We start from the raw sequence: 12,855 nt of genomic DNA, 5'->3' as shown, positions 1-12,855 counted from the left end.
TCACTGCAAGCGAGGACAGCGCATGCCCCTAGGTCTTTTAAAATATGGTCGAGGCAGTGATTATCCTTTCGAACGTCAGCCCGACCTTCCCGGGCCACGAGAGCTTAAAAAACACTATGATGTCGTGATTATTGGTGGCGGTGGTCACGGCGTTGCTACTGCTTATTACCTCGCTAAATATCACGGCATTACCAATGTTGCGGTGCTCGAAAAAGCGTATCTAGGCGGCGGCAACACCGCCCGCAACACGGCGGTTATTCGATCTAACTACCTCACCCCAGAGGGCGTTCGTTTCTACAGCGCGTCGGTGAAGCTCTTTGAAAATCTTGCCAACGAATTTGACTTCAACATTATGTACTCCCAGCGTGGTCAGCTTACTCTTGCCCATACCGATGCCACGGTGCGTGCCTTCAGACAGCGGGCCGAAGTAAACAAACACTTCGGTGGCCGTACCGAGATGATTGATCGCCAGAGCATTGCCGATTTGGTGCCCTGCCTAAATCTTGATCCAGCGGAGTTGCCGGTTTTAGCTGGACTTTGGCACCAAGATGGCGCCACCGCCCGCCACGATGCCGTCGCTTGGGGGTATGCGCGAGGCGCCACCCAGCGTGGCGTGGAATTGCATCAATTGACTGAAGTCACAGGCATTGAAAGTGAGGCTGGGCAGGTGACGGGCGTAGTCACCAATCGTGGAAACATTGCGTGTGGCACAGTTATCCAGGCGGTCGCAGGCCACAGCGCTGTGATGTCGCAAAAAGCCGGCTTTTCGTTACCCATAGTCGCCTATCCTCTGCAGGCCATGGTTACCCTTCCGGTGAAGCCCTTTCTCAACCCATTGGTGAGTTCGTCAGCGCTACACTGCTATGTTCAGCAAACCAGCCGCGGCGAAATTGTCATTGGCGGCGGCTCTGACCCCTACCCCTTGTATAACAGTCGCGCATCGCTGCCGCTCAAAGAAAGCTTGGTCGCCAGCGCCGTCGATATGTTTCCGTTTCTCAGTGAGATGCGGCTGCTGCGACAGTGGGCCGGGATCACTGACATGACTGCCGACTACAGCCCTATCATGGGCGTAAGCCCGCTAAAGAACTATTACCTTGATGCGGGCTGGGGTACTTGGGGTTTCAAGGCGACGCCTATTTGTGGCAAGACCATGGCTGAACTCGTCGCCAGTGGCGGCCAAGTACCTGAACTTATTCAACCGTTCGCTCTCGAGCGCTTCGATCATTTTCAGCAAGTCAATGAAATGGGCGCAACGGCGGCCAGTCACTAGGGGGATAAATGAAGATAATGCAATGCCCCTTGAATGGGCCAAGAAACATTAGCGAGTTCGTTTACGGAGGGCAGGTTGAATCCATGCCAGATCCTCAGCAGTGCTCTGACAAAGACTGGGCGAGCTACGTATTCTATGACAACAATGCCATTGGTATCGTGCGGGAGTGGTGGCAACACGCCCCCAGTAGCTATTGGTTTATTGCCGAGCGCCATAATGCCAGCGACAACATTCTGCGTACCTATGACCCCGGCGAATTATTTGACGAACGCGTCGACTTCACAACTGGCGAGAACGAACCATGAGCCCCCCAAGACTCGAGCACCCCTTTGGCCAACTGATCGACCGTGATTCCCCGGTGACTTTTGAATTTGAGGGAGAAACCGTGCAGGGCTATGAGGGCGATAACGTCGCCTCTGCCCTACTGGGTCAGGGTCGCTGGCTGATCTCGCGCTCCTTTAAATACCACCGGCCCAGAGGGCCACTGTCACTAGCAGGTCACGACGCTAACACGCTAATACAGACCACCACCGCAGCCAACCGATTGGCAGAGGACCTGCCAGCCACAGAGCAAGAAGTCTTGTCGGGGCAAAACTATTGGGGCTCGTTAAAGACCGATTACTACGCCGTTCTAGACCGCCTAGGACGCTTTATGCCGGTAGGCTTCTACTACCGGGCCTTCTTCAAACCTCAAGGTGTTTGGCGCTTTTGGGAAAATATCATCCGTAGTGCGGCAGGCTTGGGCGTTGCTAATCTCGAGGTCGAGGCTCGTTACACCGACAAGCAATATTTGTTTTGTGACGTGGCTGTTATTGGCGCAGGCCCCGCGGGACTTAACGCCGCCCTCACGGCCGCCGCGGGCGGCGCTGAAGTGCTACTCATCGACGAACAAGAGCGTCTTGGTGGCGCACTCACCTATCATCGTTTTACTCTTGAGGATGACACTCGCGCCGAGACCCTAGAGGCTTTATCTAACGCGGTTGCCAATCACGACAAGATCCGCGTGCTGAGTGGCGCAACTTGCAATGCCTGGTTTAGCGATCACTACCTGCCGGTTTTTCAAGGTGACCGCCTCTACAAAGTACGCGCAACAACCTGTGTGTTGGCGACCGGTAGTAGTGAGCAACCGGTTGTGTTTCGAAACAATGATTTGCCAGGTATCGTTCTGTGCAGTGGCCTTGAGCGCCTAATGATGCATCACGGAGTCTGCCCCGAGGGCCCCGCAGTCATTCTGGCAGGCAATGACGATGCATATTTAACGGCTATTACAGCCGCGGATGCGGGCTTATCCATCGCGGGGGTTGTCGATCTCCGGCCGGAGCCTGATGACTCGGCACTGCCTACGGCACTCAGTAAACGCGGCATAACGCTCTATCAGAACGCGACGGTTTATGAAGCCCATAGCGATAAGTCAGGGGCGCAGCTGGGAGCCGTCACAGTTCATCCTATCGCAAGTAAAGGCAAGGTAGGCGCAACCGCCACTCATCTAGAGTGTCGTCTGCTCGCCATGTCTGCGGGGTTTATGCCCGCCTATCAACTGGCTTGTCATGGCGGCGCTAAACTGGCGTATCACGATGACAAGAGTGAATTTACCCTCACAGAATTGCCAGAGGGAATGCTCCTCGCCGGTAGTGTTAACAGCACTCATGATTTACAGGCTGTCTGTGCCGATGGCCGCAATGCCGGTCGCGGTGCCCTGCGCGCCTTGGCCTTGGAAGCCGATAACGATGAAACGGTTCACTGTGAACGTCACGTCAATCACCCCTGGCCCATTTTCAAACATTCCAAGGGAAGAGAATTTGTCGACTTTGACGAAGACTTGCAGATTAAGGACATCGTCAACAGCGCAAGGCTAGGCTACCGTGACATTCAGTTGGTTAAACGCTATTCCACGGTAGGTATGGGGCCGTCTCAAGGGCGTCACTCGGCACTGACCACTGCCCGACTGATCGCAGATGCCACCGAGCGCACCGTCACTGAGACCGGTGTGACCACAGCGCGCCCTCCGGTGAAACCCGAATCACTAGGGGTTCTTGCAGGTCGACGTTTTCATCCCATCAGAAAAACTCCGATGGACCAGCGTCACCGAGCGCTGGGGGCCCATATGATTCCCGCGGGCAGCTGGCGCCGCCCCGCCTTTTACGGGGATCTCGGTCATCGAACCGCCAATATTGCCGCCGAAGCCCACGCGGTACGAAACGGCGTGGGTATGATCGACGTCAGTACGCTGGGAGGCATTGAACTACGTGGCCCCGATGCCGCCGAATTCATGAATCGCATTTATACTTATGGATTCCTAAAACAGCCCGTAGGAAAAACACGCTACGCCGCACTCGCCAATGAACAAGGCGTGATCATTGATGACGGCGTCGCCGCGCGCTTGGCGGAAGATCATTTTTATGTCACCGCAACTACCACGGGTGTTGACCGGGTCTACAGTGAAATGTTGCGCTGGAATGCACAGTGGCGGCTGGACCTAGACATCGCACAGGTGACCTCTGCCTTCTCTGCGGTCAACGTGGCTGGGCCCTTCTCCCGCGACGTATTGGAACAGGCCGGCTGCAATATTGAACTATCTTCCGAGGCCTTCCCCTATCTCGCCTGCCGCGAGGGTACGGTTGCGGGAATTCCCGCTAGGCTTATGCGAGTTGGCTTTGTGGGCGAGCTCGGCTTTGAGCTTCACGTACCGAGTCTGATGGCGCAAACCCTCTGGGACAAGCTGATGGTCGCGGGTGAACCCTTCAATATAAAGCCGTTTGGCGTCGAAACTCAGCGCTTACTTCGGTTGGAAAAGGGCCACATCATTATTGGACAGGACACCGATGGCATGAGTCATCCCGGGGAAGTGGGATTGGCATGGGCTATTAATCGGAAGAAGCCTTTTTTTGTAGGCCGACGCTCGGTTGATATCCTAATGTCACAACCCTTAAAGCGTCAGCTGGTGGGCTTTACTCTATCCTCCTCAGCGCCACAGCCTGAAGAAGGCCATTTGGTGTTACGTGAAGGTGATATTGTCGGGACAGTAACCTCCTGCGAGTACTCCCCCACCCTGACTAAGGTAATAGGGCTTGCCTATGTGCACCCCGCTGATGCCGAGCCCGGCAGCACCATTACGATACGGACCGCCAACGGTGTTTGCGTGCAAGCACCCATCGTCACCCTCCCCTTTTATGATCCGGGCAATGAGAGGCAGCAGCTATGACCTCAATCCTCGTTAGTCCCTTACGATGCCCAACGTCTGAAGTTGGCAATCCCGATGAGTCACTTTGGCTTCATGACTTGAGCCTTGCCACTCGTTCAGGGGTGAGAGGTGTGCAGGCGCGTGAATGGCTCAAATCAGAATCATTTCCCCACGAGCTTCAGCCCAACACCATTGAAACGCTGACAGACAACCGTCTGCTAATGGCCCTAAGCACTCGGGAGTTCTGGCTCTTGGATCCCGACAACCCAAGCCAGGACACTAAGTCAACGTTTGAACGAAGGGAGCCCGGGGTCTGGCCGCTGTACAATCAAAACAGCCATGCCTGGTTGGTGCTTTCAGGAGAGCCCCGAGCCGATATGTTAGCGAAACTTTGTGGTGTCGATCTGCGGCCCACGGCCTTTCCGCTTGGCTCCGTTGTGCAAACTCAAATGGCACTGGTCTCGACTGTCATCGCGCACCATCTGTGGCGCGGTAAGCCCGTATTTTCGCTATTTATTGACCAAAGTCTGGCTGACTTCGCCTGGCAAGCACTGCAAGACGCCATGGCTGAATTCAACGCCGCGCGGTAAGCCGGCCTGAGCCGTTGCGGAGGCAAAGCCAAGTAATGCATTGCCAGGCGCTCGCCTCAAGTCGCCGTTGATCAGCAGGCGCCGCAAAACTTGCTACCGCAACCTTTAACGCAGGGCATCACTCAACGCATGAAGGAAGCTTCGGTTTAATCGGTGACTGATGGCGGCCGAAGGTGTAAACACCTCACCAGCGTGATACATGCCAGGAAACAATGCCAACTCTGTGGGTATATTTGCGTCCATCAACCGGCGGGCATACCCGATGACTTCGTCGCGAAACAGATCTTCAACACCCACATTAAGATAAGCAGGCGGCAGCCCTGATACATCGCTTGCTCTTGCTGGCGCCGCCATGGGTGACGCCGCTTCACCGGGGGTTCCGTTTAAGTACATTTCCCAGGCACTAAACGATGCTTTGCGCGTCCAGATCGGATGATTCTCAAACTGCCCCGACTCGGTCGCGTGTAAGTTATCGAGCATGGGATAAATTAGCAGTTGTAAACGCAGAGGGTAATTGGCGGCCTCGCGATTTTTCAGCGCCAACCCTGCAGCAAGACCACCTCCGGCACTGGCACCGCCAATGGCGACACAACTCGGGTCAATGCCCAGGCTATCGGCCTCCTGCATAAGCCAGCTCAGTACGTTGTAACAGTCATTTAAACCTGCAGGAAACGGCTGCTCGGGGGCCAAACGGTAATCGACAGAAAATACCGTGATGTCACACTCATGGGCAATAGTCTTGGAGCGCTCGTCATCTGCAGCACCCATGACATAACCTCCACCATGGATCCACAGTAATGCAGGCTGATTGGCCCGGTCGGTTTTACGATAGACATGCACAGTTACAGGCCCCTCAGAAGTGTCAACCGCTTCAACCCTTTGCAACAACCCGCTGGGAGGTGCAGGCCTAGGCGTCTCAGCCATTAAGGCCCTGATTTCAGCAATGTTGTCGCGGGTAATATCCAACGCGGGGAAGCTCTCGAGAATGGGTAATAACTCAGGATCAAGCCTGCTGTAATCAAGTTGCATCAATAGTGTCTCCTGTCAGGTACCGACGATTGAATCAGGTGGTTTGTGCCAGCTCGGTGATTTGGTCAATCAGGCTTTGAGGCACCTCAACGCCGTCGGCTTCATGCTTAGCCCGAAGCTGCGCACGACGCTCACCGGGGATTCGAACATCATTGTCCTCGGTGAGTGCTGCAAACATGGTTTCCAAGTGCGTCGTGAAATTACCGGCAAGGAAATTGGGGTCAATAGCAATAATCGTTTGGCCCACATTCGGCGGGCCGCCGTCGGTGTTGGCAAACATCGAAGCCTCGTAAGAACAATGGCTGCCGGTCAACACCCCGGCCAGCACGTCTACCATGAGACCCAAACCAAAGCCTTTTGGCCCACCCATGGGCAACTGTGCACCCTTCAAACCTGCAGCAGGATCCGTGGTGGGATTGCCATCAGCGTCAATGGCATGCCCCGGTTCAATCTCTCGACCTTCCGCTGCAGCTTTTACCAAATTAACCCGAGCGGTAGAGGCCGTCGCCATGTCGACAACCAAAGGTTCATCTGTGCCCCGAGGGGCACCAAAAGCAAAAGGATTGGTACCAAAAAATGGCACTTTGCCGCCGTGAGCCGCGACCGCTTTTGAGCTGTTAGCAAACATCAGCGAAACCAAACCCTGCTGGGCCAACCGCCGAACAAACCATCCCAACACGCCAGCGGAAGAGGATCGATGAATAGCTAGCATGGCTACCCCCTGCTCTCTAGCGGTCTCGATAAGACGCTGCTCACCCACCATGTAGGCATGATGACAAAAACCAAAATCAGCATCGACTACCGTGGACGCAGCCGATGTCTTAACGACTGAGGGCTGGGCATTGGGTTTCACCTTGCCCACTTTTAAATGTTTTAAGTACAGATGGATGTAACCCAAACCGACATTGCGGATGCCCTCGGCCTCGGCCTCAGCAATCTCTGCGGCCACGATGGCGGCCTGCTCCTCACTGGCACCCACTGCGAGCAGTGACTCCTGACAAAGGGTCTCTATTGCTTGCAACGATAAGACAGGCATGGGCCTTTCCTCTTTGATTTTTTATTGATCGGGACACAACATTGAACTGGCAAATTATTGCCACGTGCGCAGCCGGATAATCAGCGGCACATTATGTCGTATTCTTGGTTAGAGAAGAAATAGACGCATCACTTGCACGGGCAAAAAAGCCTTCGGGCTTTTACCACTGATTTCTGCGCCATAGAGGCGGGGCTGCAGATGACGCCAGCCCCAATTGAGTCAACCTATTTTGGGGCGGATTCCGGTTGATACTGATAGTAACCGGCCACCGGAATCATCAGGTGGGCGTAGTCGGTCCCGGAAAACATTACGTAAGGCGCACCCGTATTGAAGTCGGTGGGGAAGTGGGCCAATGAGGCAGGATCCATGGGCATCAACATGAGGTGGGGGCCTGACTCGATCCATTCCCCGGGTGTCGCATCGGCCTCGTCGAACACGGCTGGCTTGGTGTTGTCCTCGCCCATATCACCGTGCAGCATCCACATGAAGGTATCCCGGGTCATTTGGGGCTTTTCTCCCGTCATATAACCGGCCATCCACTTCATGCCCTCTCCATCATGGCAAGCTGCCATCGCCTCGTGGGCCGAGCTCCACCCCGCCGCAGGGACTGGCCTGGGGTTAGCTGACTGACAGGTCCAGCCATTACTCCCCTCGCGCAGAACGTCTCCGCTGATGCCAATGATCGTTGCAGACCGACCAATAAATTCAGGGGCGGCTGTGCTGTAAGCCTCAATTTGCCAAGCTGCAGATCGATGGTCTGCCGCTGTTGTTTGGTGATGCTCCGCGGCCGCATGTACTGCTGAAACGGTCAGGATTAGCGTTGCTATTGTTTTTGTTTTCATCGCACTGTCCTCTTGTCAAACCTATGCTTAAGGGTTTACTTCTCTGTGTTACTACATGAAGCCGTGGTCATCGCCAAGCCTAACCACGCTAAGTAGTTATCTTGGTGGCCCTTTTTGCCAACCCCATCGCAATTCTCAAGGAGGGCCTTTTTCTTGAGGTCGGTCAGAGCACCGGTCTTTTTCGTAGGCTTTTGAGAGCTGATTAGCGCCGCTTATACCAAAATTTCAGCGGGTTGATTGGCGCCATCAACACCAAGGCTTCATCGCTCACTGCCCCTTTAACATTTGCTGCTGCGCAGATCCGTAAATTTTTTAGTTGCAAAAGCGCTCCTCGTCCGCCGCCTTTACCCCCTGACTCCGCACAAAAGTGATGAGCCCTTACAAGTGCAGTCGCTTTCTGTAGGATGAGGCCTAAAAAAATAACGGATGGCCAAGCTATGCTTACACCATGAAGTACTACCTGGCCGGGTTACTCCTCCTCGCGGGCTGCAGTACCCCCGAGAAAACGTCCGTCACTGCAGAGGCCGTGCCGTTCTTCCCCGTCTGTGTGGCAGAAGAGTCCGGCGGCTTTCGTGAACGACATGTCACTCGGCAGTACATTGGCCTACAGGAAAGCAGCGATGGGGGGATTATCGATGCAGATTGTATTGCCGTAGAGCCCTGAGGAAAAGCCCATGCAACTTGGCGAAACACCAAAATTAAAAACACGAGCATGTCGTGTGTAGCCCAACTCAAATCTCTGCTGTATACTCTCGCCGCGGCGGCCTGCTCGAATAGGCCGACGGGTAGCCCTTGAGTTTTCACGCATCTGGGGCCGCTCGAAAAGCCGCAAATTTAGCGCCTGTAGCTCAGCTGGATAGAGTACCTGACTACGAATCAGGGTGTCGGAGGTTCGAATCCTTCCAGGCGCGCCATATAAAAAAAAGAGGATCAACAGCTTATGGCGTTGGTCCTTTTTTGTGCGTGGGGAAGACTAGTAGCACGGGTTAATGGCGGGTTAAAAACACATGCCTGTTCGGTTGCGACTTGCACAGTCTCGCATAGCAGGGTTACCCCCCTACCCCACCTCCTAGGGGCGATCTAAAACGTAGTCAAAGAATCAATTTCAACAACCCGTATAAAATTTTGGGATTCCCGCGGATGAGGGTTATGCCTGGAAAAGCTGGTTAATGTGCCTCGAGAGAAATCGATAATCTGCTAAAGACCTTTCTTGATCCCTGAGCATTTTTTGCCTCTCGGCGCTGCATGCCGTAGACATACGTCCCAGCGATAAAGGCTAGGGCTGGCTCGATTTCAAAATGCACCTCGTGCATCGACTACCGCAAAGTCACCAGCTCCAACGGTGAGCCCGAAAAACGTCCGGTTGTGGAAATGCAGCTGACCTTAGGAGGCCCCACTTTCTGACCGAGGTCACCCTCACTAACCGGGACGGTATGGGGTTGCGCATGCTCATTGGCCGGCAATCTCTGAAGAAACGTTTTATTGTCGACCCCAGCCTGTCGTTTTGCGGCGACACCGAAGACGAAAACGAGCTTTACCCGAAAGCCAGCGGGTAGCTCCTAAGGGAATAGCGGCCTAAAGACCAGAGGGCAGAAAATAGCCGCGCGCTGAAAAAAACGGAGGGCCGGCATGAAGTAACGGCCCTCACCGGCAGATGAGAGCCTCATCGTGATGGCAACCGCTTCTCAGCGAGGAAAAGTTGTCAGGGAAAAACCCTGCGGATTGGGGTACGCTCTAATACTCGCCTGGTACTCCCCCACGATTTTCATATAAGCGCCAATTACCCACGCCTCGGTACCGACCACATTCATCTCTTCACGAGGATCCCGAGCGATATTGAAAATCGCGGGATAGCCGGTTCCTTCTGCGCGAGTGGCATACACGCCATGGGCTGAAGGATTACCAGAGGACGCAATAATCTGCTTAGGGTAGAGCCGCCAGTGCCGCCAGCGTACTGCAGCGATCTCACCGTCAATGAAAGCGAGGTAATCTTCCCGCGCCGATTTTTCGCTGACGCCCATGAAAAAGGGAAGTTGATTGCGGCCATCGATGGCTCGATCCGCGGGCAAAGAGTCATTCACTAAAGCGGCAAACGTCGGCAGAAAATCATGGATTGATACCATCTCGTTACTTTTACGAGCAGGAATTTTGCCAGGCCAGCGCACCATGCCCGGCACGCGCAAGGATCCTTCTAAGACATCCCCCACCTCGCCCCTAAAGGGGCCCGCTGAGCTCCCCAAAAAATCGTGGTTATTACCCTCGTGTGCGACGGGACCGTTGTCAGAGATATAAACCACAATAGTGTTGTCGGAGATTCCCGCTGCATCAATTGCATCCAGCACCATACCGACACTGTGGTCGTGCTCGATGAACATATCACCGTAGCGACCAGCCGCTGATCGCCCACGAAACGCGTCAGACACGCCCGTCGGATAATGGACGCTCGACCAACCTACGTAGAGGAAGAAAGGCGCCTCCTCTTGAGCTTTGGCTTCGATGAATTGGCTTGCCGCGCGAGCGATATCACCCTCAATTTGATCGCGGTAAGCCAGATCATAGGGCCTGACCCGCTCGAGCTCACCCGCCTCGTTGGAAGCCCAGATATAAGGTTGCGACTTTTGTATAGCCGCCTCAGACATCCCTGATCTGCGCATGGATTCGGGGTACAGCGTGCCATCAGTCGTCTCCAAAATGCCAACATCATAGGAATCAAAGCCTTGATTCGTCGGCAGACTCTGCGCCTCCTGGCCAAGATGCCACTTACCCATCATGCCCGTGGCGTAACCCTGTTTTTTGAAGAGTTCAGCGATGGTGAATTCCTCATCTTTGAGAGTCTGAGGAGTACCCGCGACGATAATGCTATTTAGGCCTGATCGAACACTGTAGCGACCTGTCATTAAGCCAGCCCGCGACGGGGTACAGCCAGGTTCTACAAAAAACTGAGTCAGCATCAATCCATCAGCGGCCAACGAATCAAGGTTCGGAGAGGGGGTGCCTAATATTTCACCACCGCCATAGGCGCCAATATCACCAAAGCCCAAATTATCTGCCAGCATCAGGACAACGTTGGGACGCTCAGCCGCTATTGTGGCGTGCGCCCATACCGAGACACACACCACCCCCAACGCAATCAAACCTGTTTTCAATAACATCCGCATCATCACACTCTCCTGAGCGACTCGCTCGACATCACTACCATAACCAAATCGGCGCGGGGCGCCCCAGTGCACCCCTCACTGCCCACGTTCTATAAAGCCTCGAGTCTACTGATTGTTGCAGCCCAATAACAAACATTTGTTTGTTTTGTCACTTTTTGAACCAAAAATAGTGACAACCCGTGGTACCTTAGACGCTTAAGAAGGCATCAAAACACGGCGGGCTGCCCGACAAAAACCACGGACCGGCCACTCAAATACGAAGATCAAGCACCGGAGCTATACCCGATGACCCTACAAAAAAAACTTTACCGAAGCGGACCCTATGCCGACCTCTTCAGCCAGGGGGTTCAGGTGGGCAACACCCTCTATCTAGCCGGTCAGGTAGGCATGGATGACGGCGGCTCAGTCCCTGAGGACCTGTTATCGCAAATGAAACTCGCTTATCAGAACGTGGCATCTGTTCTCGCAGAATTCGGGGCTGACATGGATAACATCGTCGATGAAACTTGGTTCGTAACCGACGTCAATGACTGTATGGCTCAGGTCGAGGCATTGTTTACCGAGCGACACATGATCTACGGCAAGGCACCCGAAGTCAGCCAGACCCTGGTACAAATTGGGGCGTTAGTGGATCCGGCGCTAAAAATCGAAATCAAATGCATCGCGGTACTTGGATAAACAGGAGTAACCTACATGCCCGAAATCAAGCACTTTGCCATGGGAACCGACGCGCACACCATTGTGGACGCCATTAAAGAAGATGGCGCAATCATCCTCGATAACGTCATCAGCACGGAATTCATCGCCGCACTGAGAGAGGAGACAGACCCTTACATGGAGGGGTCCAATCTCGGCTTTGACGATTTTGCCGGTTTTAAAACGACGCGCACCGGTGGCCTGATGGTGCGCTCAGAAAAATGTCGCGAACTGATCGCTCACCAAGATATCCTGGCGGCATCTGAGCTTTTTTTGAAGCCCTACTGCCAGAGGGTGCAACTGCATCTGACACAGATCATCCGTATCAGCCCTGGTGAAACCGCACAACTGATCCATCGCGATCGTTGGGCGTGGGGCAAGCACCTTGCGCACGTCGAACCCCAGTTCAATTCCATCTGGGCGATTACCGACTTCACCTCTGAGAACGGTGCGACTCAGGTTGTGCCGGGCAGCACCCAATGGCCTGACGATGCGCAAATTAGCCCAGAACAAATCACGACGGCAGAAATGAAAGCGGGCTCTGTACTCCTGTACTCAGGGTCCGTTTTTCATGGTGGTGGCGAAAACCGCAGCAAACACGATCGCATCGGTATCAATATTACCTATACGTTAGGGTGGTTGCGGCAGGAGGAAAATCAATATCTGACCTGCCCTCCAGCGATCGCTAAAGATCTCTCCCAACCGCTTCAAGAATTAATTGGTTACTCGATGGGCCAGTATGCCTTGGGCTACTTCACCCCCCCAGGTCAACCGGGAGAACACCCTGAAATCGTGCCCCCACAATATGCGCTTGGGCATAACATTGAGACTAGCATGCTTGGTACTTCGGATGAATTAGACGCGCTGCAGGCGGAAATTGGCACACCGTCAGACTGAGTGCGGTCGTTTACCGCAAAACCAAGCTGGTCGATTATTTCAGAGGTGGCCGCCTAAATGGTGGGTGCCAGAAATGCTCGGCCAAAACCCCTTCACTTGCGAGGCTCAGCACCATGAGTGAGCTGCCACCTTCTTCTTAAGTCTTGCCATCGCAGA

At 54.3% G+C, this 12,855-nt stretch carries 11 protein-coding genes and 1 tRNA gene; 8 read left to right on the top strand and 4 right to left on the bottom strand.

All coding sequences use genetic code 11. From position 1 onward, the window contains the following. Positions 1 to 22 precede the first annotated feature (22 nt). The 4 genes from ACMAZB_RS05510 to ACMAZB_RS05495 are packed head-to-tail and all read left to right on the top strand — an operon-like array spanning position 23 to position 5,041. Positions 23 to 1,270, top strand: a complete 1,248-nt coding sequence (locus ACMAZB_RS05510) for an FAD-dependent oxidoreductase (RefSeq protein WP_435219737.1) — start codon at positions 23 to 25, stop codon at positions 1,268 to 1,270. An 8-nt stretch (positions 1,271 to 1,278) separates the two neighbouring features. Continuing rightward, the gene (locus tag ACMAZB_RS05505; RefSeq protein ID WP_435215130.1) at positions 1,279 to 1,575 is read left to right on the top strand and encodes a sarcosine oxidase subunit delta; all 297 of its coding nucleotides are present in this window, start codon (positions 1,279 to 1,281) and stop codon (positions 1,573 to 1,575) included. Continuing rightward, entirely contained in the window at positions 1,572 to 4,472 is a 2,901-nt protein-coding gene (locus ACMAZB_RS05500) for a glycine cleavage T C-terminal barrel domain-containing protein (RefSeq protein ID WP_435219736.1), read from the top strand. The genes ACMAZB_RS05505 and ACMAZB_RS05500 overlap by 4 nt, the downstream gene beginning before the upstream one ends. After that, a complete protein-coding gene (locus tag ACMAZB_RS05495) occupies positions 4,469 to 5,041 on the top strand; it encodes a sarcosine oxidase subunit gamma family protein (protein WP_435219735.1) in 573 nt (190 codons plus the stop codon). Before ACMAZB_RS05500 ends, ACMAZB_RS05495 begins: the two co-directional genes overlap by 4 nt. Before the next feature lie 105 nt (positions 5,042 to 5,146). Here ACMAZB_RS05495 and ACMAZB_RS05490 read toward each other — a convergent pair whose 3' ends face one another. From ACMAZB_RS05490 to ACMAZB_RS05480, 3 genes are all read right to left on the bottom strand, one after another. Beyond that, positions 5,147 to 6,070 (bottom strand): alpha/beta hydrolase, encoded by a 924-nt coding sequence (locus ACMAZB_RS05490; RefSeq protein WP_435215124.1) that lies wholly within the window; start codon positions 6,068 to 6,070, stop codon positions 5,147 to 5,149. A 34-nt stretch (positions 6,071 to 6,104) separates the two neighbouring features. Continuing rightward, positions 6,105 to 7,106: an Ldh family oxidoreductase gene (locus ACMAZB_RS05485; protein ID WP_435219734.1), complete on the bottom strand. Its 1,002-nt coding sequence runs from the start codon at positions 7,104 to 7,106 to the stop codon at positions 6,105 to 6,107. A 224-nt stretch (positions 7,107 to 7,330) separates the two neighbouring features. Further along, the gene (locus tag ACMAZB_RS05480) at positions 7,331 to 7,948 is read right to left on the bottom strand and encodes a hypothetical protein (RefSeq protein WP_435219733.1); all 618 of its coding nucleotides are present in this window, start codon (positions 7,946 to 7,948) and stop codon (positions 7,331 to 7,333) included. 448 nt (positions 7,949 to 8,396) lie between these two features. Here ACMAZB_RS05480 and ACMAZB_RS05475 point away from each other — a divergent pair, with 448 nt between their 5' ends. Beyond that, positions 8,397 to 8,612 carry a hypothetical protein gene (locus tag ACMAZB_RS05475; protein WP_435219732.1) on the top strand — a complete coding sequence of 72 codons (216 nt, stop codon included), beginning with the start codon at positions 8,397 to 8,399 and terminating at the stop codon, positions 8,610 to 8,612. Positions 8,613 to 8,785: 173 nt separating this feature from the next. Next, positions 8,786 to 8,862 (top strand) — tRNA-Arg (locus ACMAZB_RS05470). 771 nt (positions 8,863 to 9,633) lie between these two features. Here the strand turns inward: ACMAZB_RS05470 and ACMAZB_RS05465 are convergent. Next, on the bottom strand, positions 9,634 to 11,109 hold the full coding sequence (locus ACMAZB_RS05465) for a sulfatase-like hydrolase/transferase (protein ID WP_435219731.1): 1,476 nt from the start codon (positions 11,107 to 11,109) through the stop codon (positions 9,634 to 9,636). Between the two features lie 282 nt (positions 11,110 to 11,391). On the opposite strand from ACMAZB_RS05465, the gene ACMAZB_RS05460 reads away from it, so the two are divergent. Further along, positions 11,392 to 11,784 (top strand): RidA family protein, encoded by a 393-nt coding sequence (locus tag ACMAZB_RS05460; RefSeq protein WP_435219730.1) that lies wholly within the window; start codon positions 11,392 to 11,394, stop codon positions 11,782 to 11,784. Positions 11,785 to 11,799: 15 nt separating this feature from the next. After that, positions 11,800 to 12,699 carry a phytanoyl-CoA dioxygenase family protein gene (locus ACMAZB_RS05455; protein WP_435219729.1) on the top strand — a complete coding sequence of 300 codons (900 nt, stop codon included), beginning with the start codon at positions 11,800 to 11,802 and terminating at the stop codon, positions 12,697 to 12,699. Positions 12,700 to 12,855 lie beyond the last annotated feature (156 nt).

Source organism: Luminiphilus sp. nBUS_07, assembly GCF_051201685.1.
Taxonomy (GTDB): domain Bacteria; phylum Pseudomonadota; class Gammaproteobacteria; order Pseudomonadales; family Halieaceae; genus Luminiphilus.
Note: the sequence above shows the minus strand (reverse complement) of the source record. Positions and strands in the feature narration are given on the sequence as shown.